Source organism: Ruegeria sp. B1, from assembly GCF_056535885.1.
Window position 1 is genome coordinate 1,162,542 of the sequence record NZ_JBQFJA010000001.1, and the last position, 26,069, is coordinate 1,188,610.

Genomic DNA, 26,069 nt, shown 5'->3' on the forward strand with positions numbered 1-26,069 from the left:
TGTGTTATCAAAACTCATTCTCGAAATACATCTTCGCGGATGATACAGTGAGATGAGTTTCAAGAATCGAAGGAGATGCAATGCTGATTGGATATGCGAGGGTATCAACGAATGGTCAGAACCTGGATGGTCAGATCGACCGATTACGAGAAGCTGGCTGTGAACGCATATTCGAAGAGGTTGCGTCAGGAGCTAAGCTGGACCGTCCTGTCCTTGACGAAGCCCTCAGCTACTGTCGTGCCGGTGATACCTTCGTGTGCCTCAGCCTTAGTCGGGTGGCACGGTCAGTGCAGCATCTGATCAAGATCGTCGCCGATTTTGAGGAACGGGATATCGGCTTCATGTCATTGACCGAGACTATCGATACCACCACGCCCACGGGCCGGATGCTATTCACCATCATGTCGGCCTGTGCTCAGCTTGAGCGTGATGTTCTCATTGAACGTACCAAGATCGGGCTGGCAGCGGCCAAGAGGCGCGGCAAGCTGGGAGGTCGCCCAAAAAAGATGACGGATGTACAGGTCACCTCTGCCAAAGAAATGTTCAACAAGGATATCCCCGCCGCAGAAATCGCCTCCGCCTTTGGAATATCGGTCGCAACTTTATACAGAACGATCCCGGCAAATAGTCGCTGACGACGATTTAGCACTAGCCCAGCGTTCGATTTGAAGATCGAGAAGTCAAACAAGACACGATCAAAGTGTCTTGTTTGTGACCGATACGATTATACTGAACTTTCGATAAAGCTGTTTTGGGTCACTCTTCTTCGAAATACGTCTCGTCAATCTGCTTGATGTGCAGGACTTCCTTGTCGCGACAGCCGATGTTGTACTTCATAAGTAACCTAGCCAGGTGTGTTCCATCGATCAGGACAATCCTTGAACCCAAGTCTCGTGCTGTTTGTTCTGCCGATGAAGTGAAGTATGAGGTTGTGACGAAAATGCCTTTGGTCGCCTTTTTTATGCTCAAGGCACCGTAGAAGTCGCGTATCTCACCAGAGCCAACTCCATTCTTCGAGCTATAGCGTTTAGCTTGCAGGTATATTTGGTCAACGCCAAGCGGGTCCTGGTCGATGACACCATCAACACCGTTGTCGCCAGACTGGCCCAACGCACGGCCCGCTTCCTCTGACGTTCCGCCGTAGCCCATCGCAATGAACAGATCGACAATCAAGTTTTCAAAGAACTGAGGTGACGAAGAGCGAACGCTGTCTAACAGATTGCTGGCCAGTGCTCGCTCCAACCGGCTGTGTGCGTCCTGCAAGCTTTCATCTGGCGTCCTAGCTGTTGTGGATGGATCATACTCGCCCGCTTTGGTATCTGTCGCACCATCATCCCTAGTCCTAGATCGAAAGTCCTGGAACTCATCAAACCGTTCTAGGTATTTTGCATCGAGTTGGACAGAAGGATTTTCGAGGACTTCTCGTCCTCGATCCGATAGCTCGTACCAGCCCCTCTTGATGTTCGTCACCAGCCCTGCTTGTTTCAGATAAGAACGGGCCCAATGAACTCTATTCGCAATAACAGTCTGCTTTCCACTGGGCAGCATTTGGCTGCGTTCATGATCTGACAACTCCAGTTGTTCAGAAATTTCATCTACAACGTCAGAGATTTTCCTTGCACCAGAAGTTGCGGCCTTCAGCACGGGTCGCATCAGGGATTGGTAATCGGGGATCAAAACACTTTGCCTCAAAAAACTATGTTGCTTGTAGGATGCCAAGTTTCTCATGGATGAGCAAATATCTCGGGCTGAAACTTCAGGTCCACAACCAGGTTTCGGTTGCCAATGAGTTCCAGTTTTCCTCAAATACCTTGAGAAACAGCTTTTTGAATCGTGATAACAGCCAATGTTTGCGTTTTATGATCTTGAAACGTCCGGTACATCACCGGCCTTCGACCAGCCACTTCAGTTCGCCGGAATTCTGACAGATGATACTCTGGAGGAAGTTGAACGCATCGACATCCGCTGTCGCCTTTCCCCACACATTCTGCCCGCCCCTTGGGCACTGGCTGTCACCGGCGTCAGTCCAGACATGTTGTCGGATTCAAGCCTGCCATCGGCATTTGAGTTTTCACAACAGATCAGCGGCCTGATACACCGATGGGGGCCAGCCACCTGGGTCGGTTTCAACAGCATCGCATTTGACGAACAGATGCTGCGTCAGATGTTCTATCAAAACCTGCATCCCAATCTCTATCTGACCCAGATGGATGGGAATGATCGTATGGACATCATGAAGCTCGTCTATGCGACCTGGGTGTTAGCCAATGATGCCTTGATCTGGCCAACTGACGATACTGGTAAGATCATTTTCAAACTCGATCAACTTGCTCCAGCCAACGGTTTTGTCAGTGACAATTTTCACGATGCCCTGGCCGATGTTGAAGCCACCATTCACATTGCCAAGCTAGTGCGGGATCGGGCACCAGAGGTCTGGACACAATCGCTGAGGAACCGATCAAAGACCGATGTCCAAGGCATGATTGAATCTGGTCAGGTGCTCACACTGGTCGAAAGGTTTGGTGCAGCATCGCCACGGGCGTACCGTGGTGCCTATGCGGGTTTGAACCCCAATAACAATAACTACGTGGCATTCATGGATTTGGACCTGGTTGATCCGGATACCTTGGACCATACCGACGCGACCGCAATGGCTGATGCGGTGACGGCATCCCCCAAGCGGGTCAGGACTGTCGCCATCAATAATGCCCCCAACATATTTGAAGTTCCAATTGACGATCCGGAATTGAAGAAACGTGCAGAAGACCTTCGCGGCAATCAAGACCTGCATACCGCACTCGGCGAGGCACTGTCAGAGCGCTTCTCAGATCGCCCTGACCCGGATGAAGTGGAGCAACAAATCTATTCTGGTTTTTACTCCACCGATGACAAGAAACTACTAAATCAGTTCCAAGATGCCACTTGGGCTAAGCGTGTTGGCATCGCCCAAGAGTTCGAGGATCGGCGGCTGCGTTGGCTGGCCAGTAGGTTGATTTATATGAACGAACCAAGTCTGCTTAGTCAATCCGCTGAGGATTATTGGCAGGACTCCATTGAACAACGTTGGCAAAGTGATGATCCCGGTAGTGAATGGACAACGTTTGACCAAGCCACTGACCAACTCGCTCAGATTGCTGAGCAAGGCGTGTTGAGCACTCACGATCTTAAAAAAATGGCGGAATACTTTTCGAAAGCGGCGACATCGAGGCAATAATCAAGTTTGGTTTAAAGCTGATTCACTCCTCTCCATCCGGACCCATGGTGTTGGATAACGCAATCCAGTTCGCATAGAGCTATTGATCATCGGCGATTTTGCACGATGTTACTCAGAGTAATGCAGTTGATATGGACGTTGTTCAGGCCCTGTCCGTGGTGACAGGTGATCGACATCATGGTGGACGAAGAACCCTGACGCCTAGACACAACTTGTTTGGCACCACCTGCGAAACCCCATGGGATAAGGGCTTTACGGCGATGGTGGGGCCAACCTCTTTATTACATGATAACCACTCAAGCTTTTGATCGCCCTTCTTAGTGTGCGAAATCACTGATGATGGTATCCAATCCTCTGAGAATACATTCACGTTCTGGATCGTTGCGACATCGTTCTTGCACTCATGCAGCGCTAAGCAATCAGCACTACCTGGGCCGTCCTGTACAATCTCTGTGCCCTTTTCTTTACAGGGATAGACTTCATCCTGGCTGTGAGCGCCAGGTGTATCGTCGTCAGCATCAACCCGATTGCGTTTGAAGATACCAAAAGAATGCATCTTTCTCTTGCCCTTTAGGGCACGTTCGATTTCTGTATCAGCATGGCATGCAATAACCATCTGCTCGTCGGTCATTGTCATCGCCACTGCTACAGGATTGTCAGGATCGACCGAATGATCAGCCAATCTGCTCTTTGCTTTTGGCAGGTGATCTTTACAGCAGTACCCAGCCCAACCGATCAAACCGGATAGCAGGTCGTGCTGATCTATGGTTGCCTGATCAACATGGAATTCCAATTGTTGATCATACTGATCTGCTAGGGCGTCCAGCCTTTCATCGATGGTAGGAGTATCTCGGTTTAGGTTTTGTGAACTGTAGCATTGATCCGACGAGCCATCTTCATCATTGGGATGGTCTGGTAGCCGATGTTCCACGTGCTGATCTGGGTACTTTAGTTGTAGCGGGTCCTGTAGCGTCAGCCACGACATGTCCCGGTTTAGGTCATTCAATGCATCATCCAGCTTTGGTTCTGCCACATGAACCTGCCAGGGGCCCTCAAAGACCATCCGGAAAAACTGACCAACTTCAAAATACTTGAAACCAGGCAAGTGGGCGAAGCCATGAGCATGAAACAGGCACACCACTTGGTCAGGATGCATGTCACCAACATCCATGAGACCAGGGGCTCTGAGCGGTAAGTCCCATTTGACCTGACCCGCTGCGGTCCAGGACCGTTCAAACCTGTAGGTCATCTTTACGTCGGGATGGATCAGGTCTTTGAAGCCTTTTCCGATCTCCCACATCCACCGGGCATAAAACTGCTTTGCGGCGAGGTAGTCCTCACCTCCCTGGAAAACGGCGAACTTGATGGTGAAGGGAGCAACCTCGTCCGCTGGCAGGCCGTAGAACGGCTCAATCATCTTCGTGATGTTCTGGATGTGGCGGTAACTACCTTTGCCAACATAGTGCGGGTAATAGACTGGGTTAACCACATCTGCGGCAATGTATCGACTGGGGTCCACACGCCACTCTTTGGGGGCCAGCGGGGCATTGTAGCACTTGTCACAGGACTTTTCCTGGCATGGGTAGGGATCACCGCATTTCCGTATCCTGTCCAGCACCGGCCAATTGACCGGATCGTGACTGAGGATTTCACGGTTAGCTGCGAACCGCGACTTCATCGACCCAGAGGACATCTGCTGGCCGAGCTTCAATTCGTGGTCGGATAACTGAGGTGTTTTTTGTTGATACTCCCACATCGCGATCAGCCTTTGATCACGGCAGAAAAGTCTGAGCCGAACAACTGGATATCATCACCGCCCAGCATCGCATTGCCAGCCGCAAAGCAGCTAAGCCCGATGTGCCCCATGATAGCGATATTCAAACCCAATCCTGTCCTCTCCAGCCTTGCACTGCATCCGCAATGCATCATTCGGCGAAGTATTTAGGAGCAAGTTGTCATCTCGATCAGAGGGAAATTTGAAAAATCTGAATTTGGCAATTTCGTTCGTCAGAAATGAAACTGCAAGGCGACTGAAATGCTAAATATCATTGGAGGTATCGCTCATGAACGAACGCAAACAAATCACTGTCAGATCAGTCAAGAAATCCACTTACGCGAAGCTTCAAGAAGTCAAATCAACGTCCCACGTACCACTTGGACCGCTCTTGGATGAGGCTGTCGAATTCTGGTTCGATCACTTACCAGAGGAAGGCGGAAATCAGCAAACCGTGGATACGACCACTTAATTAATCCGATCCGGGGCTCAACGCCGGACAGATGATACAGCGGAGCGGCATGTTGACTAGGCATGCACCCGGATCGGTGAATAGGAATGTTGAACAAACCAGCCTGAAATCAAGAGGCGAATAGATCGTCATAGGTGAATGGTGGATGCTTACGTTCATCATAGGACACACCCCAAAGCCCGAATCCAAGCATCATCAAATAGGGTCGCAGATACAGTGCCCGGAACCGATCTTCGATGTTCATCGCCTCACAGAAAGCCTGTTGATGCTCATTGCTCCAAACAAACGTGGCTTGAGCAGCCAGGATGTGGTTGTCTCGTCGATCCCACACCAAGATGTACCATCGGTTACTATCGTCAATACGACCGGTGCTGTGACCACCCAGGAAGTCAACCAAGGAACCGGGCATGGTGGTACCAGCCGCAATGAAACATGCTTCTGGTGTCAGGGGGTACGGTAATACTCTTCGTGCCCCAGGTTGTAGGTCAGATTGATGAAGGGAGAATTCCATAGTGATCTCCAGGCTTGTTGATGCCTGTATTTGGGGCGATCGGGTGATTTTCAGTGAGGTTTCGAGACGGGCACCAGTGGCAGTCCTCCGCCAGTGTAAAGCTTGAAGAATTCGATGAAGTTCACGGTTCGCTTTAGATGATCTGGGATACCCGCCAGGTCCTCGGCATACGCAATAACATCACTGTGCTGCTTGAGACGGGCTGGAAGCCCAGGGTTACCGGGATAACGATCATACGCCGCAGCCAGATAGGGCTTAATGGCATCATGGTATCGCTGATTCTCCAGCCTCTGCACCTTTCGCCTGAAGGTGGCTTTCACATCCAGCAACGGCAATCCCGTCTCTTTGCGGATGTGATTGCGCTCTACCAAACGCTCATAAATGACCCGCTTCTCGTCTGCGGTGACCTCAATATCCACCATAAGTTCAGTTTCATTTGTCATGAAAAAACGCTCCCTCAACTTTCTGTCACGAACGGTGACCCACCTCTATTTGGGGAAAGAGGCAGGCCAGTTGGTGAGGTTTTCTTGAGGGTTCAACGAGGAGGCGCTGCGATCTGAGCCTGGGCGTCACGTTCCAGCTTTTTTACCAGATCAGGGTTGGCCGCTTTCCAGGCCATATAGGCCAGTTTCCGTATGCATTGGCGACTTGATCTGGTTGTGGTGTCGAGATGTGAACCTGTGAGGGGCCGTCAAAGACCATCCTGAAGAACTGCCCTGCTTCAGCACGAGTGAAACCAGGGACCTGCCGACGTAAATCACCTGTCACCAATCTGGTGAATCTATCTGTCAATGTCGGCCAAAGCCTCGCAGAGGCGCTCTCCGAGACTCTGGAGGCCATTGGGTCCACCAAGCACCGACATAATCAACAAAGCGGCTTTGCGGCGTTCTACCCACGCTATCCGTTCGGCATCATCCATGGTGCACCAGCGTTGCCAGAACGATCCGCAATGGTGCTGGGGTAGGTCAGACAACGCAGCATCAATTTGGTTGACCCACTGGTCCGTCGTGAACACTGGTACAGTATCTGGTGGCAAGGTCGGGTGCAGGATTGGGTGCAGCAATCGACCCATCAGCCGATGAAACCAAGTCCGTTCGTCACGAGTGATCCGCACTTAGCTATCGGTGCGGGATAGCTGTTCACGTGCACGGGCTTCCATCTCTGCAACCAGATCAGGATTCTCAGCCCGCCATAAAACATACGCAGCATATCCGCGCTGGTTCACCTCAGCCCGTTCTACGGCATTCATAGACTGGTATGCAGCCATGTTCACATCAGGCAAGAACCCCAGCTTCACTTCGGTGTAGATGGTGGTGCAGGCTTCAACTTCGGAACGATCCAGAACACGCACTTCTGCGGCTTCGCTGCACAGGAAGTAAGATGCGATCAGGGCGAGGGCTTCAGCGGTCATTCGGTCTCCTTCAAATCGGTTTCATCAATGACGATGAGGTCCTGAATCTTCACAGCACCATCCGTCGCATTGACGATGGCATTCAACGTCCTGCGAGATGGCATATGCAAACCATCACGCACCCGAAGAACCGTCGGGGCGCTGAGTCCACATAGGTCCCCAAATGCCTTCAGGCTGAGTTTATTCTGATCCAAGTAGTCCTTGAGCGTCATGGGTGTGTTTCATAAAGTGAAACGTAATGATTCGCTATAGGTAACTTACATGAATGTTGCGTTTTCTCTCATGGTGTTTCACAACGTGAAACGTAGACACTTGAGAGAACCACTGTGGAACATCTGTACGAACGCATCAGGGATGCACGGGAACGTGCTGGGCTGTCTGTCAATGAAGCGGCAGAGAAGCTGGGTGTAAGTAGAGTTCAAATCTGGCGGATGGAAAACAAAACCAAAACAATCAGCGCGGAACGCCTGTTCATCATCGCGGCGATCTATCAGGTGGACCCATACCACCTGTTCAATGGCACGAAGGCAACCACGCAGTCGCAGACTGTCCTGTACCAACGCATCGGTGAAGTCGTCACCATGGTGGAAAGTGAAGCGCAGAAGCTCGACGTAAAACCACCGCCGCATCTGGTTGGAGAAGCCGTGGTTGAAGTTCTGCGTCAAGAAAACAGAGCGGATGCGACGCCCGACGATGAACCATTGGAAATAAGCAAGTATCAGGGCCTCGTTGCCCTCCTATTCAAGCAGGCAATCAAGTCATGACCCCAGTTACCCAGTCCGAAATTAACAATGCTGCGTGGTCAGCCTGTGACACGTTCCGTGGGGTTGTCGATCCGTCGGTGTACAAGGACTACGTTCTGACGATGCTCTTCCTCAAGTACATCTCAGATGTGTGGAAGGATCATCTAGCCACGTACCAAGCGGATCATCCTGACAGCCCTGAACTGGTCGATGCAATGATGCAGCAGGAGTCCTTTGTCCTGCCTTCAGATGCCAGCTTCGATGCACTTTACAACCGTCGTCATGAAGCTGGGAATGGTGAACGGATCGACAAGGCCCTTCACGCCATCCAAGAGGCTAATGGCAACAAGCTGGATCAGGTGTTTCAGGACATCCACTTCAACAGCACCAAGCTGGGGGATGAGGAGCAGAAGAACGACCTGCTGCGTCACCTATTGGAAGACTTCGCGAAAGACGCTCTCGATCTGCGTCCGTCCCGTGTGGGTCAGTTGGACATTATCGGTGGGGCCTATGAGTACCTGATCAAACACTTTGCAGCCACGGCAGGTAAAACAGCGGGTGAGTTCTATACGCCACCAGAGGTGTCTGACCTGATGGCCCGTCTGGCTGACCCTCAGGAAGGGGATGACATTTGTGACCCAACCTGTGGGTCCGCATCGCTGCTGATGAAATGTGGACGCCAGATCAGGAACAAGACGGGGACAAAACGTTACGCTCTGTATGGTCAGGAATCCATCGGGTCCACATGGGCCTTGGCCAAGATGAACCTGTTCCTGCACGGGGAAGAAAACCACGAAGTCCTTTGGGGTGACACCATCCGCAATCCCAAGCTGAAGGTGAAAGAGGACGCCCTGCGTCACTTCGATGTCGTCGTAGCCAACCCGCCGTTCAGTTTGGACAAGTGGGGAACCGCAACCGCAGAGGCGGACACATTCGGACGGTTCCGTCGTGGTATCCCGCCCAAGACCAAGGGTGACTATGCGTTCATCCTGCACATGATCGAAACGCTGAAACCCAAGTCTGGCCGTGCCGTTGTCGTTGTCCCCCATGGGGTTCTGTTCCGTGGGTCCAGCGAGGGCAAAATCCGTCAGAAGCTGTTGGAAGAGAACCTGCTGGATGCGGTGATCGGTCTGCCAGAGAAACTGTTCTTCGGGACTGGGATTCCTGCCGCATTGCTGGTGTTCCGCAAACAGAAGACGGACGACTCAGTCCTGTTCATCGACGCAAGTCGTGAATTTGAACCAGGTACGAACCAGAACTCCTTGGACCCGTCCCACATCGACAAGATCGTGCAGACATACGAGTCACGAGAAACCGTAGACAAATACGCCTACTGCGCTTCAAGGGACGAGGTCGCAGAGAATGATTTCAACCTGAACATCCCCAGATACGTGGACACGTTCGAAGAGGAGGAAGAGATCGACCTGATGGCCGTGCGGGCCGAACGGGTGAAGCTGAAGGATGATTTGGCCGAGCTAGAGGCCCGTATGGCGGGCTACCTTGAGGAGCTTGGATATGGTGCCTGAAGGGTGGGATTTGGTTGAAGCAGATGATGTCTGCGAACAAGTACGAGTCGGCATCGTTGTTAAACCGAAAGACTACTACGTCCCCGAAGGCCAAGGCGTCCGAGCATTTCGGTCCGCGAATGTTCGCGAAGGTTTTGTGGAAGACAGTAACTGGATTTACATATCTGAGGCGGGGCACAACAAGAACAAAAAATCGATCCTGCAAGCCGGTGATGTGCTTGTTGTCAGAACTGGCTACCCAGGCACAGCATGTGTAGTCCCAGAAAGCTACGCGGGTTCCAACTGCATCGACATCATCTTCGCACGACCTAATCAATCGCAGGTTCTTCCCAAATACCTCTGTGACTTCACCAATTCAGAGTATGGGAAGAAACAGGTCTTGGATGGTCAAGGCGGGTTGGCGCAGCAACATTTCAACGTTGGGGCATATAAAAAGCTGAGACTGCCACTTCCTCCACTCCCCGAACAACGAAAGATCGCGGATATCCTTTCGACGTGGGATGAGGCCATTGAGAAGACCGAGGCCCTGCTGACCAACGCCCAAACGCAAAAACGCGCCCTCATGCAGCAACTCCTCACAGGCAAACGCCGCTTCCCAGAGTTCGAAGGCCAGCCTTGGGTAATGAAGAAGATCGCAGAGATAGCGACTGAGGCATCGCAACGCAACAAGCAAAACGAACTGCTTACGGTGATCTCATGCACCAAGACAATTGGGTTTGTGAACTCGCTAGATTACTTCAAGAAGAAGGTCTTCAGCGATGATCTGACGGGCTACAAACGCATCCATCGCAATCAAATTGGTTACCCTTCGAACCATATTGAAGAGGGGTCCATTGGCATCCAGACATTACACGATGTGGCATTGGTTAGCCCAATCTACACGGTGTTCGAAACCAATGACTTGATGAACTCAATGTTCTTGTTCCGTGTGTTGAAGACAGAACGATATCGCCAAGAGTTTGCAGCAGCCACGAATGCCAGCGTTGATCGTCGTGGTAGTCTTAGGTGGAAAGCGTTCTCATTGATCAAAGTTCCCTGTCCAACTGGACGGGAACAGCGTTTGATCAACGACGTTTTGGACGCTGCTGACGCTGAGATTGCTAAGCTATCCTCTCAGGTCACCAAAATACGATCTGAGAAAAAAGCCCTGATGCAGCAGCTTCTGAGTGGTAAGAGAAGGGTTGTTGTCGATGCTTAGTGGGCTTGCCAGAGTTGCTTTGACGGCCACGGCCATTGCACCCGTTGGGTTTACCTATGCGGCAGTTGCGGCACTCAACGACCACTATGGTACGATGCTATGGTTGCTCTTCGGGTCAGCAATACTGGTGCGTCTGTGCGTCTGGGTTCTAGACGCTACGAAGGGAAAAAATGCACCCGCATCAGAGGAACATCCAATCACCTCGGTTGAACCCGCAGATCGTGAGAACACCGCAATAATTTTGCTGTATCTGATGCCGCTGTTCACGGCAGACTTCAACGACTTGAACTGGGTGATTTGGATACCCACGCTGCTGATCTTTGCAGTCATCGCGTTCACCAGCCACAGCTATTTTTTCAACCCGCTGCTCGGATTGTTCGGGTGGCACTTTTACAAGGTGGGGACGCCAGAGAACGTCACCCGCGTTCTGATATCGAAGCGCACGATCCGCAAAGGTAATTGCACCATCACTGGGATCGAGCTTGGGGATTATGTCATTTTGGATACGGAGTAATCTATGCCCAGAAGTTTTTTTGCCCTTTGCCGTGTTGGTGAAGACAACGTAGTTAAACGCATCCCTCTACAAGCTGCGGTGCAAAATGAACTAGAGCAATTGTTTGACGAGCAAGAAGCCGCTTTTCTCGCAGGGCGTGATGAAGAGGTAGAGTTCAATGGTGACTGGAAACCAGATCGCAATCAGTTGCTTACCATATCCGACGAAGACTTGATTGAACCCTTCACTAGCACTTTGGAAAATGGTCCAGCAGCGTTCGAGAACCTAGACATTGCGAACTATGATGATGCTGGCATCAAGGCGATCTTCACTCATTCAGATGATGAGGAGGGGCGCATCCTGGTACAGCGGTTCAGGACATCCCAATACTTGCAGAAGAGTGGCATCACGCTGGTTTTCAACAACAACCGTTTTGGCAAGTTGTCTGACCATGGCTTTGCCTTGGACGCACGTCTAACGCTTGTTATTGAAGATGATTTGATGAAGTTCCACAGTTTTCACAGCCTCCGAACGGTACTGACGGTCCAGTACCACTTCGAACAGGCGACTGATGCTGAGGTTAACACCTTCGCCGAACATAGCCATTTCCACATTGAAAACCGCGCACTATTTGATGCTGCGATGGACGAAAGATCACGAAAGCTGATCCGTGGAATATCGTCATCAGGAATACTCGCAGATCATGATGCTGCGACCATTCGTGACAAGGCTGCAAGCGTTGGTCTTCAGATTGACGCACAAGATGGAAAGCTTGTGTTACCAGGTGAAAAGCGTCGGCTGAAAACAATACTCAGCTTTCTGGAAGAAAGCGTTTTCAAGGGCGTCTTCTCAGATCAAGTTTACGAAACAAATTCAAAGCGGACTGTGTGATGACCAATCACCACACCCCCGACACCCGCGAAGAAGCAGTTTCTAAGCTTCCTGCATTACATGTGCTGATGGTTATGGGGTGGACCTACCTCTCTCCCGCTGATGCGATGGAAATGCGTGGGTCTGAGCGGACGGTGATCCTTGAGCCATTGTTGCGTGATTGGTTGTTGGCCCATCGGTTCGACTTCAAAGGCCATCAATATCCCCTGTCTGAAAATGGTATCACGCAGGTCGTCAAGGCCATCTCAGCACCGAAGCTTAACGAAGGGCTGATTGCCGCCAACGAAGCCATATATAAGCAGTTGACGCTGGGTATCACGGTGGATGAGTTCGTGGATGGTCAGAAGATATCGGTGACGGTGCCGCTGATCAACTGGGATGATGTCAACGCGAACCTGCTGCATGTCACAGAAGAACTGAGTGTAGAACGCCCCGCTGCACTGGGACGATATCGTCCTGACGTGGTGTGCTATGTGAACGGGCTGCCACTAGTGGTGATTGAGGCCAAGCGTCCCAACTCTTCGTCCGTCGATAAATCGATGATTCTTGAAGGCATCAGTCAACACAATAGGAACCAAAAGGATCAAGGCATCCAGGGTCTCTATGCCTATTCCCAGTTGCTGTTGTCGATCTCTGGTACTGACGCCAAGTACGGGACAACGAACACACCCAAAAAGTTCTGGGGATCGTGGACAGAGGAAGAAATCACTGAAGCCCAGATGCAGGAGATCAAATCCACTCCTCTTTCTGATCAACAGAAATCAGCATTGTTTGCGGATAAACCCAAATGGGCCAAGGATGACTTTGAACGGCTGCACAGCGGCCTTGTGCTGCTCACTGAGCAGGATCGGGTGATCATCAGCTTGCTGCGTCCAGACAGGTTGCTCGACTTTACCAGGCGGTTCATTTTCTTTGACCGTGGCAACAAGAAGATCGCAGCACGGTACCAGCAGTTTGGCGGTGTGAAGGCCATACTGTCACAGGTGTCCGAGCAGAAGCCTGATGGAAGCCGTGAAGGTGGTGTCATCTGGCATACAACTGGTTCGGGTAAATCCAATCTGATGGTTTTGTTGACCAAAGCTCTGCTGCTTGATCCTGAACTAGCCAACAGCCGCATCATCATCGTCACAGATCGGATTGATCTGGAGAAACAGCTTGCCGCGACCTTCCTGACAGGTGGGGCCTTTGGGTCAGCGGTCGCCACCAAGAAGGACGGTGAAAAGGCCAAGGTTCAATCGGGTCGCGATTTGGCCAAACGGATTGGTTCCGGTAACGAACGCATCATCTTCACCCTGCTGCAAAAGTTCAATTCGGCGACCAAGCTACCAGAGTGCAAGAACACGTCGGACAAACTGATCGTTCTGGTGGATGAGGGTCACCGCAGCCAAGGTGGTGAGAACCACGAACGGATGCGGCAGGCGCTACCGAATGCTGCCTTCATTGCCTTCACGGGCACCCCGCTGCTGAAAGAAGATAAAACCCGCAACAAGTTTGGACCCATTCTCCACGCCTACACCATGCAGGATGCGGTCGAAGATGGTACCGTCACACCTTTGGTTTATGAAGAACGCAAACCCATCGTGGACATCAACGAACGTGCTGTTGATGCCTGGTTCGACCAGCGCACCATGGGGCTATCAGATCAGCAGCTATCGGACCTGAAGCAGAAATATGCGACCCGTGGTCAGGTGTACAAAGCCGAAGCCCGCATCGAGATGATCGCATGGGATATCGCCGCCCACTTCAAAGAGAACTTCATCGACCAAAGTCCAGGACTGAAAGCTCAGCTTGCAACGGACAGCAAACTATCTGCAATCAGATACAAGAAGGCTTTAGACGATACTGGGATGGTCACCAGCGCCGTCGTGATCTCTGCACCTGACAGTCGCGAAGGGCATGATGATACCGACGAGGCTAAGACACCTGAGGTGCAGACATGGTGGAATCAGAACGTCGGTAACGATCCTGAGCGGTACGAAGCTGAAATCATTGACAGGTTTGCTACGGATGGTGCACCAGACATCCTGATCGTCGTGGACAAGCTTCTGACGGGTTTTGATGAACCACGAAACGCTGTTCTCTACATCGACAAGCACCTCAAGAGTCACAATCTGCTCCAAGCCATTGCACGGGTGAACCGTCTGCATGAAGCCAAGCAGTTTGGATTCTTGATCGACTACCGTGGTATCTTGGCTGAGTTGGACACGTCTATTCAGGACTATCAGGACCTCGCCCAAGAAACTCAGCAGGGCTACGATGTGGATGATCTGGCTGGAACATTCTCCAACATGTCTACAGAGTACAAACGCCTGCCAGGGCTTCATGATGCGCTTTGGGCCATCTTCTCAGAGGTTGAGAACAAGGAAGACGTGGAGCAGTTCCGTAGGGTTCTGGTACCACGGGTGGCAGAGGATGAAGCAGGTCACAGTTTCGACCAGGCACAAAAGGATCGAGAAGACTTCTATGACGCTTTGGCCGAATTTGGTCTATGCTTGAAACTGGCATTGTCGTCGCGGACGTTCTTTGATGATGGTGCCTTCGATGAAACGACGATCCAGACGTACAAACGTGACCTGCGTTTCTTTATCGAACTGCGTGTACAAGCCAAACGTGACGCCAATGAAACGGTAGACTTCTCTGAGTACGAAGAGCAGATTCGTCGGCTGGTTGATAAACAAGTGATCGGTGAAAGGATCGTTGATCCTGAAGGATTCATTCGAGTTGATACACTGGGACAAGATGACAATTCTGATGATTGGTCCGATGATAAGACCCGCACAGAAGCGGATGTCATCAAGACCCGCTTGCGGAAAACCATTGAGCAGGACCTCATCGATGATCCTTATGCACAACGGGTGTTTTCAGAACTTTTGAAAGAGGCCATCGAAGCCGCAGAAGCTTTGTTCGATCATCCGCACAAACAATACACGATGTTCAAAGACCTCGAAGCTCAGGTTGCTGATCGCAATACGCCAGGGGTTCCAGATCGCTTTACCGACCAGCCACGTGCCAAAGCATACTACGGTTTGCTATTGGAACACCTAAAAGGCCAAGAGGTCACCGAAGATGAATTGGTGACGGAAGCTTTGCACATCGAATCTGTCGTGATGGATGCTGTGCAGTCGCATTCAATCAGTCCTGGGAATCTTGAAGCGGCGATCAAGAAGGCCCTCTTGATCCGATACTTCAACATGCTGGGCGGCACCGATGCCGCTTACGCTTTGATTGATCAGGTCCTGACGGTTGTCCGTGCAGGTTCGTCAAAGGACGCCACATGACATCATTCGTGCTGGCTTATGGGGATCAGCGTATCCCGTACCAGGTTGCATTCGACGACAACCGCAGCACACGTGTGGCTATCCACGTGAACCCCGACGGGTCTGTATCTGTCGATGCACCCCATGGCTTTGATTACGCTGCCATCCGCAACGCTGTTCAGAAACGTGCCAGGTGGGTCGCCAATCACGTCAAAGACGCCCACCAACGCTATGCTCATGTGAGACCCAAGGAATACGTATCTGGAGAACAAGTTCTCTATCTCGGGCGGCGATACATGCTGAAGGTGGTGCCAGTCTCAGAGAAGCCCAGAGCAGTTCGATTGATGGGTAACCGACTGGAGATCGAATCGCAGTCTGGTGAAGCTGGTGACATCAAGGCACGAGTCAGAGCGTGGTACCGAGTGAAGGGACAGGACTATTTTGCCAGACGCCTAGGTGTCTTATCGAAGGCACTTCCATGGGTGGTTAAGGTCCCACCATTTCGGCTTTTGGAGATGCAACGCCAATGGGGTAGTTGCGCACCTTCAGGTGAGATCATCCTCAACCCGCACTTAGTCAAAGCTCCACGTCCGTGTATCGACTACGTGTTGCTACATGAGTTAGCCCACTTGAAGCATCACGACCATGGACCCGCATTCTGGGGCTTGATCGATGCACATGCAGGTGACTGGCGTAAGTCTAAACATCATTTGGACGGTCTGGTTGAGGTGCTGCTACAGGAGTAGAATTACGCTGCACTCTGTTTCCTGCCGATCAAATTTTGGACCAGTCCACCTGTGGGTAGTCCACTCTGATGATCTCAGCCTTGAGTTCCTCAACGCCAAAACCGCTGCCGTAGATATCAAAGGCATCCGTGTTGCTCCGCGTCCATCCACCCAGTGCACGACCAATCTCAGGATCAACCCGCCCTTTGCGCATTGCATCTCTGAAATTATGTCGGAACGAATGGAACTTGTGACGTGGACCATGGGTGCCGATTGATTTCAGATATCTGTTCACCTTCTTACTGAAGTTCGTCGAATAGTACCCGTCTGCGCCACGCGTGATGTCACCAAACAACTTTTCGTTAGCAGGGCGAGTACCATGATATTCAAGCAAGCCAAAGTCAATCAGACGTGGATGTATCGGAACGAAGCGGATCGAACTACCAGTCTTAACCGATTTGTCATCCTCACCAGTGGTGCTGATGTGGGTCACGTCAAAGCCCCAGACGTTTTCTTCTAGCTTGATGTCAGCCGCGTCCAGTTGGCAAATCTCATTGGAGCGCATTCCATTCCACAGAGCTATCAACGGCACCCAGAACAGGCTGCTATCGCGTTTCTGATCAATGTAAACACGGCTGGTGAAGATGGTGCTTAGGTGATCATTGCTAAACGCCTCACGCTTATCTTCTTTGCGTACAGGATCAGCGACCTTGATCTCAGCATACGCCGTCGGCATCCGATCCATCATGCCCTTTCGATGGCACCAGGTGAGGAATGTAATCAGCCAACGCAGATAGTTGTTCACCCCAGTGGGGGACAGCTTTGCCATCCCTTTGCGTTCGGCAACACCAGCCATCTCATGAAGGGTATGGCGCTCGGAGTCTGGTAACTTCTTAAAGTTTGGAGGAAGCCTCATGATCAGATCACGCACCTCCTCTATCGTTCCTTCACTGATGTCACTTACAGGCTTGTTGTCTCCAATGATCTGGAACACGACATCAAGGTAACCTCTGATGGAGTCTTTCGTCTTCTTGGTACGATGTTTGTTCGGGTTTGCCAGAAACTTTTCCATCAGCGCAGTTAAGCTAGGAGTTGGTTCAGGTGGTGCTGCTAGAAGTTCACCAAGGCTTACAACAGGGTGAGGACGTCCAGTTTGCAGATCAATGATCTTAGGATTCGGGTTATTGTGAACTGGAAACCCCTCAAGCAGCGCCAACTCGGCCTGCTTCGCCTCTGCAAAGGCATGACCACAGATTTCTAAGATCTGCTGGTATGCCTTTGACGACCTAGGACAGGTAACGCCATTATTCTCCATCAGGCGATGCGCTCGAATACGGAGAGCAGAGTTGTTGTAACCCTCGGCTCTCAGAGAGGCCACTATTGCTTTGTTGCGACTCGCGATCTTATCTACGAAGTTGTCCCAGCTTAGGCCGCTTTTCTGTTGCTCTACGATCAAAGCATCGGGTTCAATTCGATTAAGAGAATACTCTTCACGCATCAGCGCCGTAACCTGTTCATCCGTAAGCTCTGTGATCGTTTCGCGAATGTCCTCTAGGCGACGGTATACTGCGCTTATCTCACGTCTCTTCTCTTGGGTTTTAGCGGTGGCACGTTGAAGAGCTTCAGATTTTTCTGAAGTATTCAAAGAAACCCAATATTCTTTACGCTTTAGCCTCGTTTGCATTGACTTTGGTACCTGCACACGCACGTACCAACGGCTACCTCGGAGAAAGATTTTGGGAACAGACACACGTGGATTCATGCGCCAACTGTAGCAGCCTATTGTAGCACAGCAAGTTGTAAAATACCCTATTTTGCAGTATCATTTTGAAAAATATGGGTAAAATGTGTTGGTGGCGGAGACGAAGGGATTCGAACCCTCGAGACGATTCCTCGCCTACTCCCTTAGCAGGGGAGCGCCTTCGACCACTCGGCCACGTCTCCGCCGACGGGTATATCCGTGCATGTTAACGAGATACAAGGTCGATTTGTTCGCCCTGCGCAATTTTCTGACACGGTGATCACGATGTCCGTTCGCTTGGGTGTGGCTTTGGCGATGATCGATCAGACACCTCACTCAGTAAGGGCAGTCAGACACTATTCAAATATCAGACAACACGCGGCATGCGTTCTTGCGCCGCGTTTCAATTTGCTCATGATAAGCCGAAAAGGAAGAAGCGAAGCAGTCAGTGAATTGTCTCAGGCGCCAGACACAGTTTTGACAAAAGCATCTAAGGCAAAGGCCCTCACTGGAGGCACAATAATGGGACATGTCGCATGACATTCAGGCTGGTTTCCTGCGACGGTGGCGGGATCAGAGGGTATTTGACCTGCTTGATTTTACAGAGCCTTCACGAAGAAACGCAGTTTCTGGATAAGGCAGATGGATTTGCAGGCACTTCGACGGGTGGACTGGTTGCTGTTGCCTTGGCGGATGGTCGGTCCCAGGGGAAAGACATGGCCACCCTGATCGGTGATCTGGCGGCGCATTACCGCGAAGATGCGGATAAGATTTTCCGGGAGAATGAGCGCACGCTTCTGGACAAGGCGTTCGATGACATCCTGGCAAAGTTCAAACTGGGTGGAGGTCCCGGCATTACAGCAGCACAATATAATTCCAGCGGGCTTGCAGAAATCGGGCAAAGCCTTGTGGGTGAGAGGACGCTGGCGTCGCTGGACCCCGAGCTTGTGCTTGCGGTCAACACGGTTTGTCTGCACCGCAGCGACAAGGTCGGCTGGTCGCCGTTTACCGTCACAAACCAGGATCTGAGCCACGAGGCTTGGCTGGATATGAAGGCGGTCAAACTGTTGGATGTGGCGATGGCGAGCTCTGCAGCGCCCACGTATTTCCCGCCGCATCTCATCACGGCTGATGGCGTTGATTATGGCTATTTCGCGGATGGGGGAACCTTTGCCAACAACCCGGTGATGAACGGCATTAACGTTGCCATTGCGGCGGGGCGTGCAGATGGGCTGGACAATATCGAGGCGTTGTCCATCGGGACCGGGCAACAGCCGACGGACATATCCGAGGAGATGATCAAGAACCCGGATGATTGGGGTCTGCTCAAATGGTTTGGAATTACATCAAACGCGACCAAAGGCGCGCTGATCGAACTGTTGCTGACAACCTCGGCGGAAAACCAGTACTGGATGGCGCATTTGGTGCTCAAGGACCGGTTGGTGCGCCTGAACCCGCCGTTGCCGAAAGTTGTCGGGCTGGCAACGCACAAACCGGCCTCATACGACTTGATGGACGAGGCCTTCAAAGCCAGCAAGCAAACACATCATTGGGAAAAGGCCGTCACTTTGCTGAACCGATGGTAGACGGGGTAAGCGCTTAACAATGCAACGTCTCTGTTGCGTTTGCAGGCGGAGTGTTTAAGATTCGTTAATAAGCACTAAGAAATTGTCTGCGCATAGGGGAGGATATGGAGGAATCCGGCATCGCCGAGAAGCTGGTGGAGGTGTTGCATCGTCCGGACGGGGATACAGCACTGCGGCCCGTACACACGATCGGGATCAGCGCGACGGGTTTCTTTGAACCCTCTCCAATCGCCCGAAACTTTTGTATTGCCGAGCATTTCCGAGAAAAGCGAACCAACGTCATCGTGCGGTTCTCAAACGGATCCGGAAGCGCCACGGTGCGTGACGGCTGGTCCGATGTGCGCGGCCTTGCCGTGCGGTTTCATCTGTCCGATGGCAGCGATACCGACCTGATTTCGATGACGTTGCCTGAGTTTTTTTCGCCCACGCCCGAAGACTTTCTCGACTTCGCGGTGGCGGCAAAACCCAAGCAATATGAAGGCGAAACGCCCTGGCAGAAAATCTTCAACTTTCTACGTCTGATCCTGCCAAAACGCGATCCCTATCCGGGTGAGACGATCAGCCCGGATGAAGGGGCGATCGAGTTTGCCGACAAAACGCCCCATGCGCAACTGGCTGTACTGGAAGCCGCTGGAATCGGAGCGCCGGTCAGTTATGTGCGCGACGCCTATCACGCGGTGCACACATTTGTTGTGACCGGTCCCGACAAGACCCGGCGCTGGGTGCGCTTTTCCTGGCAGCCGATTGCCGGCGTTCTCAAAACCAATCCCGATCTGCCGCCGGTCGACGATTACCTGAGGCAGGAATTGAAGGATCGACTGGCCTCTGAACCGGCCCGTTTTTCGTTGATGATGGCGGTCGGCGAGGTTGGAGACGACTTCAACGACTCGTCGCGTCCCTGGCCGCCGCATCGCAAGCGGATCATGATGGGCACTCTGACCCTGGATGCGGTGCCGGATGATCAGATCGAACAGTCCGAAAAGCTCAGCTTTAATCCGGGTCTTTTGACTAACGGGATCGAAACGTCGGACGATCCTGTCCTCAAAATCCGTATTGAGTCCTACAAAGTCTCAAGCGCGTGGCGGGGTGGGACACCCTGCCCATTCTCGCAAGGGTAAAACCATGACTCGCCACAACACTTGGTTTAATCGCTACGTCAACAGCCTGCCGGAACGCGGGTGGTTCAAGTTCCTGTCCCGTTACGTCGTCGTTCCGTATTGGATCTGGAAGGAACCCAAACCCAAACTGCCCGGCGGTCCCAGACCGTCGCCACAGCCCAGTGAAAATGTGCAGCGCATGATGAACCTGATCATGCCGCTCAAAGACCCGTCGCCAGCCGGGCGTGCGCACGCAACTTTGGCTATCGCGCAAAACGTGGAAGAGGTTTTTGCCGGGCTCGACAATGTCGGCACGGTTCATTTCGCGCGGTTCCTGCTGATCGATGATAAGATTTGCATGATTTCCGTTTATGACGGCGATTTCAGCAACTACATCCGGGATTTCATCACCACAATCGGCAGCGTGTTCAACGATGTCATCTCGCTGGTGGATGGGGCAGAGCATCTGATCCCTACCGAGCACAATGTCGAAGAATTTATAGATTGGGTGCATGAGCACGATCTGTTTCAGGCACCGGATTTTCCGACTGATATGTTCGGATTGCAGGATGCGGCCAAAGGAAAAACACCCAACGATCCCCCTCACAAGCTGGCGTCGCTGCCGCGAGATTTCGTTTTGCAGCTGCACGCGAACCGCAACATTTCACTGGGTGGCGGCTATCGCGCCTATCCCGGGGTTTCAGCCGCGCAAGTGCGCCAGAAGTTTGGACAGGGCTGGTGAATAAAGCTTTCAACCTCGCCGATATTCAAGGCAACATATTACGCGGCTATCGCCGCGATTTCGTACGACATCTTGTCCTTGAAGTGACTGACGCCGCCGCAGCCCGGCAGTTTCTGGCTTCGGCGGTCGATGGTGGCCGTGAGGACGTGCCACTAATCACGCGGGATGTGACCTGGGAGGTGCGGCCGCCTTACTGCTTTAACATCGGGATCACGTTCGAAGGTCTGTGGGCACTTGGAACGCCGGAACAACATCTCAACACCTTCCCGACTGAATTCAGACAAGGCATGGCAAAACGTGCGATCAAAATCGGCGATTTTGGCGACAGTGCCCCAGAACACTGGCCCGCGCCTTTTGACCAGTCTGAACGCGTGCATGTGATCGCTTCGATTCATTCGGACGGCGAAGAGCACCTTGATCAGATCGAAGCGCAGGTTGCGAAAGCCTTTACCGTCGTCGGCGCGCGCAATGGGCGCAACCTGCCCGAAGGCCGCGTATTTTTCGGCTATGTCGATGGCATATCGCAGCCGCGGTTCAAGCATGTGATCGACCCGGAACAAGCGGGTGTAGACGAACCCATGGACCCGCTTGGAACCGCTCTGCTGGGTTATCCCACACGGCAGGAAGGCGTGGTGTTCCGCGTTCCGACGCCTCATGAACTTGGTTTCAACGGATCGTTCAACGCGTTTCGGGTGCTAGAACAGGATGTTGCTGGGTTCGAAGCTTATCTGGACGAGGCGGCGACCACGTTGATGGATCATCCCAAAAAACACATGCTGGCAAACCCGGACAGGCTGGACCTGATTGGCGAGGGCCTGGACATGCACGGCGCGTTGCGAGAAGTGGTCGCCGCACAAATGTGCGGGCGTTGGCGCAATGGCGTGCCATATGAGCTGTCCCCAGATGCGCAATTCCCGGAGACCGAGGTTTCGCTGACAAATTTTGACTATACCCACGCTTCGCGGTGTCCGGCAGGGTCACATCTGCGGCGCGGCAATCCGCGCGGTGGTCCGATCGTTCAGCGCATCGCGAACTACACGCGGCGATTGGTGCGACGCGGCATGTCTTACGGCCCGGATTTTGATCCACAGAACCCGGATGATCGCGAACGCGGCCTCCTGGGCAGTTTTATTGGTGCGAATATCGCTGCGCAGTTCGAAGCCGTTATGTGCGACTGGATCAATCTGGGTTTGCAGGACCCGAATATCACCGGGGCCAACGATCCGGTTCTGGGCGCAAACACGCCCGAAACCAGTTGGTTTGATATGACATTGCCGGATGGTGACTCGATCCGTTTGTTCGGATTCCCACGTCTTATTCACTCGCGCGGTGGGGCATACACATTCCTGCCAAGCCTGGCTGCCATCAAGTATTTGTCCGAGCTGAGGGATTAAGCCAGGTCGGCGAGTGCTTCGTCTATTCGGCTTAACAGGGGCGTCTGGCCGGCGGTCTCGACGATAACGCGGGCTTTGGTCAGATGTTCGACGGCCAGCGGTTTCTTTTTTCGGGCTTTGTAGAGCAGCCCAAGAATCATATCGCAGCGGGCAACATAGTGGCCTTTGTCGTCAAATTGCGGGTTTTGCCGCACCTCTGCAATCATCGACACCAGCTCTTTTTCGCCAAATAGCATTACACGGGCAATGGACCGCAGGTTTCGGAGCAGGACAGCAACCGATCCGCCACCTTCACCGGTCAGAATGGCCAGATACATCTCACACAAAAACAACCGCGCCCAGTCGGCTGAGACCTTTGTCCCCTCATCCGTTCGTTTCTGGATCGTGGCTTCTATCTGGCGCAGGCCTTCGGCAATTTGCCCGTTTAGCGCATACGCCACCCCGAGCATGGTCGCCGGCCCCATTGTAAACAGCGTCCAGCCTTTGGAGTCGCAGACCTCGATGTGACGCTCGACAGTGTCAATTGCACCGGGTTTCTCCAGCGGCACAAGCGCGCCGATTCTCGCTGCTTCGGCAATCGCCAGTTCAAATTCCACCTGCGAGGCTTTTTGGGCCTCCTCCGCCATGGTCAGCGCCAGTTCGTAGTCGTCGGTGACCATGGCGATCAGGGCTTTCATCGCGGTGCCGTAACCCAGAGATCTGGGATCGTTTTTCGACTTGCCCACCTCGATCATCAGATCAGAGGTGGCATGTGCCCGGGCGACGCGCCCCCGGGTTAGCTCGTTCCATCCCACCGTGGCGAGGAAGAAATTCTGGATATAGGCGTCATCGACCTTTTTCAATTCGGCTTCAACGAGACGTTTTTTGGCTTCGAACAATTCGTTGTCGATTGGCGAGAAATAGATCGAAACCGACAGCTCATTGACCATCGCATATGCTTTGGATGCAGGGTCGCCCAACCGATCGCCCATAGCAGTCAGTTCCTGCTGCACCAGATGCGCCTCGCGATACTTGCCGTTGCACACGAGGCAGGACACGTAGTGATGCAGGAACAGCGCGTGATCCGGGTTGTCACCAACCTGTTCGAGAATGGGTCGCACCGTTCCAGCCAGTTCGATGATCGTTTTGACCCGCAGCGAGATATTCGAGCACAATGCGAACCCTGCCAGAAACGCTGCAAACTGCTCTTTTGTCGCGCAGGCAGGATCACTTTGGTACAGTTCGAGGGCAGAGACGAAGTACCGATTGGCTTCGTCCAGCGAGTAAACGCCCAAGCTCTTGTCACCTGCCATTGCCGTATAGCGGAACGCTTGATCGTTTCGATCGGTCTGGCTGTAGTGGAAGGCCAGTGTTTCGGCGGCTTCTTGCAGCCGGTTTGAATTGCGCAATTCCAATGTGTCGGCAATGGCCAAATGCAGTTCTGAGCGGCGCGATGACACAAGGCTTTGGTAGACCGAGTCCCGCAACAGAACATGTTTGAAGATGTAGTCGGAGGAGTTGGGCTCGCGATACAAAACATCCTGTGCCTGCAGGCGTTGCAGGGCGGTTCCCGTCCCTTCGGCGTCGTCCACAAGTTGCGACAGCAAGCCCGGATCGAACCGGCGCCCGATGACCGCAGCCGCCTGCAACAGGTTTCGATCTTCGGGCGGCAGGCGTTCCAATCGCGTGGTCAACAGGCTGCGCATGCTGGCAGGCAAGCCGGAGGCAACCATTTCGGTATCGAGATAGGCCTGCCCGTCCTCAACCCGCAACGCCTCCTGGTCCATCAGAAAGCTCATAATCTCTTCTCCGAACAGCGGATTGCCACCGGCGCGTTCCGTCAGTTGCTCCGCAAAACCATCGGGCAGCGTTTCGACCCCCAATCGGTTTTGCGCCAGATGCCGGAAGTCCTCCGAACCGAGCGGCTGCAGAGTAAGGGTCGTCACGCCGGGCTGAGCCAACCAGCCCGGCTGGTATTCGGGGCGTCTCGTTTGAATGATCAGAAGGTTCGAAAGCTCTTCATTTTCGATCAGGTTGCGCAGCAATTCTTCTGACGCGTTGTCGATCCAGTGGCTGTCCTCGACCAGCAGGATTACCGTTTCCTGCATACATCTTGCTTTGAGCAAAACGGGCAGCAACTCGCGCGTACGCAGACCAATCAGAACGCCGTCCAAACCGTCCAATGCCCCCGGTGGGGGTTTGAGACCAAGAAGATTAAGCAGCAGCCCTAGATTCTCGTCCGAGTACTGGTCCCAGACTTTTAGGCCCGCCTCCAGCTTGAGCGCGACCTTTTCGGGATCGTCACGATCCCGGATTCGAAAGGTATTTCGAACAATTTCGATAATCGGTAAAAATGGAACCTGTTGCCGGTCGGCAAAACAGTATCCTTTCAGGATCAGTGTTGTGTCTGACGGTACGCGTTGTAAGAACTCGAACACAAGACGGGTTTTCCCAAGCCCTGGCTCTGCCACAAGGTCAACAACTGTTGTACCCTTTTGCGCCTTTACCAAAGCGTCGAACATGGCGTTCAGTTCACCATCACGTCCGACATAGCTGCTGAGGCCCTGTGCGACGGACGCATCAAAGCGGGTCGCGCCTGGATGTATGGCCTGCAACTCCCATAATTTCTGTGGGTTGGTCAAACCTTTGATCTGATGCTCGCCAAAGAACCGCAGATCGGTCACCCACTCGACCAGCCCGCGCGTTGTGTCACAGATCAGCGTTCCGCCGGTTTCGGCCAGATTTTCGATACGCGACGCCAGATTCACCGTACTGCCGACGGCTGTTGTTGGACCATCACTTCCTTGAACGGCGGCCATCAGCACATTGCCAGAACTGACGCCAACCCGCATAGCAGGGCGCACACCAAACCGGGCTTCGATGTCACCTGCGCCTGCGGTGAATGCGTCATGGATAGCAAACGCGGCCCGACAGGCCCGCAGTGCGGGGTCTTCAAGCGCGTCCGGTATCCCGAACAGAGCCATGATGCTGTCACCCGCAAAGTCGCGGACCGTGCCGCCTTGCTCTTCGACCGCGCCGGTCAGGGTATCGTAGACCATGCGCACGAATTCGAGGGCCTTCTCTTCCCCCAGTTCAGCGACAATCGCCGTGTAACCCACCATATCGGCAAACAGAACCGAGACCTGGCGCCGCTGCCCCAGGTCTGCCCGCTGCTGAGCAGTTATGTTTGTGACATCCCCCATTTTGGCAAAGTGTTTACAACACACTCGGGGATCCTGCTAGCTTTAGGCGACATCACAAGGTCAAGGTTCAGCCGAAAGGCAGCTAAAATGTCACGCAAGTCGGTCAGACGTT

Annotated in this window: 22 protein-coding genes and 1 tRNA gene; 14 read left to right on the forward strand and 9 right to left on the reverse strand. The window is 52.8% G+C overall.

Annotated elements, in window-relative coordinates:
- Positions 1-80 precede the first annotated feature (80 nt).
- Entirely contained in the window at positions 81-635 is a 555-nt protein-coding gene (locus tag ACR3ES_RS05675; protein ID WP_170427650.1) for a recombinase family protein, read from the forward strand.
- A 121-nt stretch (positions 636-756) separates the two neighbouring features.
- On the opposite strand, the gene ACR3ES_RS05680 is transcribed toward ACR3ES_RS05675, so the two are convergent.
- Positions 757-1,719: a restriction endonuclease gene (locus tag ACR3ES_RS05680; RefSeq protein WP_480634697.1), complete on the reverse strand. Its 963-nt coding sequence runs from the start codon at positions 1,717-1,719 to the stop codon at positions 757-759.
- Between the two features lie 127 nt (positions 1,720-1,846).
- On the opposite strand from ACR3ES_RS05680, the gene ACR3ES_RS05685 reads away from it, so the two are divergent.
- Positions 1,847-3,214 (forward strand): exonuclease domain-containing protein, encoded by a 1,368-nt coding sequence (locus tag ACR3ES_RS05685; RefSeq protein WP_170427646.1) that lies wholly within the window; start codon positions 1,847-1,849, stop codon positions 3,212-3,214.
- A 175-nt stretch (positions 3,215-3,389) separates the two neighbouring features.
- Here ACR3ES_RS05685 and ACR3ES_RS05690 read toward each other — a convergent pair whose 3' ends face one another.
- The 3 genes from ACR3ES_RS05690 to ACR3ES_RS05700 all read right to left on the reverse strand — a co-directional run bounded on the left by ACR3ES_RS05690 (position 3,390) and on the right by ACR3ES_RS05700 (position 6,414).
- Positions 3,390-4,970: a hypothetical protein gene (locus ACR3ES_RS05690; RefSeq protein WP_170427643.1), complete on the reverse strand. Its 1,581-nt coding sequence runs from the start codon at positions 4,968-4,970 to the stop codon at positions 3,390-3,392.
- 599 nt (positions 4,971-5,569) lie between these two features.
- Positions 5,570-5,869: a hypothetical protein gene (locus ACR3ES_RS05695; protein ID WP_170427640.1), complete on the reverse strand. Its 300-nt coding sequence runs from the start codon at positions 5,867-5,869 to the stop codon at positions 5,570-5,572.
- Between the two features lie 152 nt (positions 5,870-6,021).
- On the reverse strand, positions 6,022-6,414 hold the full coding sequence (locus ACR3ES_RS05700; RefSeq protein WP_170427636.1) for a hypothetical protein: 393 nt from the start codon (positions 6,412-6,414) through the stop codon (positions 6,022-6,024).
- 287 nt (positions 6,415-6,701) lie between these two features.
- On the opposite strand from ACR3ES_RS05700, the gene ACR3ES_RS05705 reads away from it, so the two are divergent.
- The gene (locus tag ACR3ES_RS05705; RefSeq protein WP_480493436.1) at positions 6,702-6,935 is read left to right on the forward strand and encodes a hypothetical protein; all 234 of its coding nucleotides are present in this window, start codon (positions 6,702-6,704) and stop codon (positions 6,933-6,935) included.
- Positions 6,936-7,085: 150 nt separating this feature from the next.
- On the opposite strand, the gene ACR3ES_RS05710 is transcribed toward ACR3ES_RS05705, so the two are convergent.
- Positions 7,086-7,382 (reverse strand): hypothetical protein, encoded by a 297-nt coding sequence (locus ACR3ES_RS05710; protein WP_170427633.1) that lies wholly within the window; start codon positions 7,380-7,382, stop codon positions 7,086-7,088.
- On the reverse strand, positions 7,379-7,594 hold the full coding sequence (locus tag ACR3ES_RS05715) for a helix-turn-helix domain-containing protein (RefSeq protein WP_170427630.1): 216 nt from the start codon (positions 7,592-7,594) through the stop codon (positions 7,379-7,381). The genes ACR3ES_RS05710 and ACR3ES_RS05715 overlap by 4 nt, the downstream gene beginning before the upstream one ends.
- 114 nt (positions 7,595-7,708) lie before the next feature.
- On the opposite strand from ACR3ES_RS05715, the gene ACR3ES_RS05720 reads away from it, so the two are divergent.
- Genes ACR3ES_RS05720 through ACR3ES_RS05750 form a run of 7 tightly spaced genes read left to right on the forward strand, consistent with a single transcriptional unit; the run spans position 7,709 to position 16,236 of the window.
- Complete coding sequence (locus tag ACR3ES_RS05720; protein ID WP_170427627.1) at positions 7,709-8,146, forward strand: helix-turn-helix domain-containing protein; 438 nt, start codon at positions 7,709-7,711, stop codon at positions 8,144-8,146.
- On the forward strand, positions 8,143-9,651 hold the full coding sequence (locus ACR3ES_RS05725; RefSeq protein WP_170427624.1) for a type I restriction-modification system subunit M: 1,509 nt from the start codon (positions 8,143-8,145) through the stop codon (positions 9,649-9,651). Before ACR3ES_RS05720 ends, ACR3ES_RS05725 begins: the two co-directional genes overlap by 4 nt.
- Positions 9,641-10,849, forward strand: coding sequence for a restriction endonuclease subunit S (locus ACR3ES_RS05730; RefSeq protein ID WP_170427621.1), 1,209 nt, complete (start codon positions 9,641-9,643; stop codon positions 10,847-10,849). The genes ACR3ES_RS05725 and ACR3ES_RS05730 overlap by 11 nt, the downstream gene beginning before the upstream one ends.
- Complete coding sequence (locus tag ACR3ES_RS05735) at positions 10,842-11,363, forward strand: hypothetical protein (RefSeq protein WP_480634698.1); 522 nt, start codon at positions 10,842-10,844, stop codon at positions 11,361-11,363. The genes ACR3ES_RS05730 and ACR3ES_RS05735 overlap by 8 nt, the downstream gene beginning before the upstream one ends.
- A gap of 3 nt (positions 11,364-11,366) precedes the next feature.
- The gene (locus tag ACR3ES_RS05740) at positions 11,367-12,233 is read left to right on the forward strand and encodes a hypothetical protein (protein WP_170427618.1); all 867 of its coding nucleotides are present in this window, start codon (positions 11,367-11,369) and stop codon (positions 12,231-12,233) included.
- Complete coding sequence (locus ACR3ES_RS05745; protein WP_480424998.1) at positions 12,233-15,511, forward strand: type I restriction endonuclease subunit R; 3,279 nt, start codon at positions 12,233-12,235, stop codon at positions 15,509-15,511. The genes ACR3ES_RS05740 and ACR3ES_RS05745 overlap by 1 nt, the downstream gene beginning before the upstream one ends.
- Positions 15,508-16,236 (forward strand): YgjP family zinc-dependent metalloprotease, encoded by a 729-nt coding sequence (locus ACR3ES_RS05750; RefSeq protein ID WP_170427612.1) that lies wholly within the window; start codon positions 15,508-15,510, stop codon positions 16,234-16,236. The genes ACR3ES_RS05745 and ACR3ES_RS05750 overlap by 4 nt, the downstream gene beginning before the upstream one ends.
- Before the next feature lie 28 nt (positions 16,237-16,264).
- On the opposite strand, the gene ACR3ES_RS05755 is transcribed toward ACR3ES_RS05750, so the two are convergent.
- Positions 16,265-17,977, reverse strand: coding sequence for a DUF6538 domain-containing protein (locus tag ACR3ES_RS05755; protein WP_480425000.1), 1,713 nt, complete (start codon positions 17,975-17,977; stop codon positions 16,265-16,267).
- A 92-nt stretch (positions 17,978-18,069) separates the two neighbouring features.
- A tRNA-Ser gene (locus tag ACR3ES_RS05760) sits at positions 18,070-18,159 on the reverse strand.
- A 333-nt stretch (positions 18,160-18,492) separates the two neighbouring features.
- Here ACR3ES_RS05760 and ACR3ES_RS05765 point away from each other — a divergent pair.
- From ACR3ES_RS05765 to ACR3ES_RS05780, 4 genes are all read left to right on the forward strand, one after another.
- On the forward strand, positions 18,493-19,542 hold the full coding sequence (locus ACR3ES_RS05765) for a patatin-like phospholipase family protein (protein ID WP_170427607.1): 1,050 nt from the start codon (positions 18,493-18,495) through the stop codon (positions 19,540-19,542).
- Positions 19,543-19,646: 104 nt separating this feature from the next.
- The gene (locus ACR3ES_RS05770; protein ID WP_170427606.1) at positions 19,647-20,660 is read left to right on the forward strand and encodes a catalase; all 1,014 of its coding nucleotides are present in this window, start codon (positions 19,647-19,649) and stop codon (positions 20,658-20,660) included.
- Positions 20,661-20,664: 4 nt separating this feature from the next.
- Entirely contained in the window at positions 20,665-21,381 is a 717-nt protein-coding gene (locus ACR3ES_RS05775) for a hypothetical protein (RefSeq protein ID WP_170427605.1), read from the forward strand.
- Positions 21,378-22,775, forward strand: a complete 1,398-nt coding sequence (locus ACR3ES_RS05780) for a Dyp-type peroxidase (RefSeq protein WP_170427604.1) — start codon at positions 21,378-21,380, stop codon at positions 22,773-22,775. The genes ACR3ES_RS05775 and ACR3ES_RS05780 overlap by 4 nt, the downstream gene beginning before the upstream one ends.
- On the opposite strand, the gene ACR3ES_RS05785 is transcribed toward ACR3ES_RS05780, so the two are convergent.
- Positions 22,772-25,957 carry an ATP-binding protein gene (locus tag ACR3ES_RS05785; protein WP_480493434.1) on the reverse strand — a complete coding sequence of 1,062 codons (3,186 nt, stop codon included), beginning with the start codon at positions 25,955-25,957 and terminating at the stop codon, positions 22,772-22,774. The genes ACR3ES_RS05780 and ACR3ES_RS05785 overlap by 4 nt on opposite strands.
- Positions 25,958-26,069: the final 112 nt, after the last annotated feature.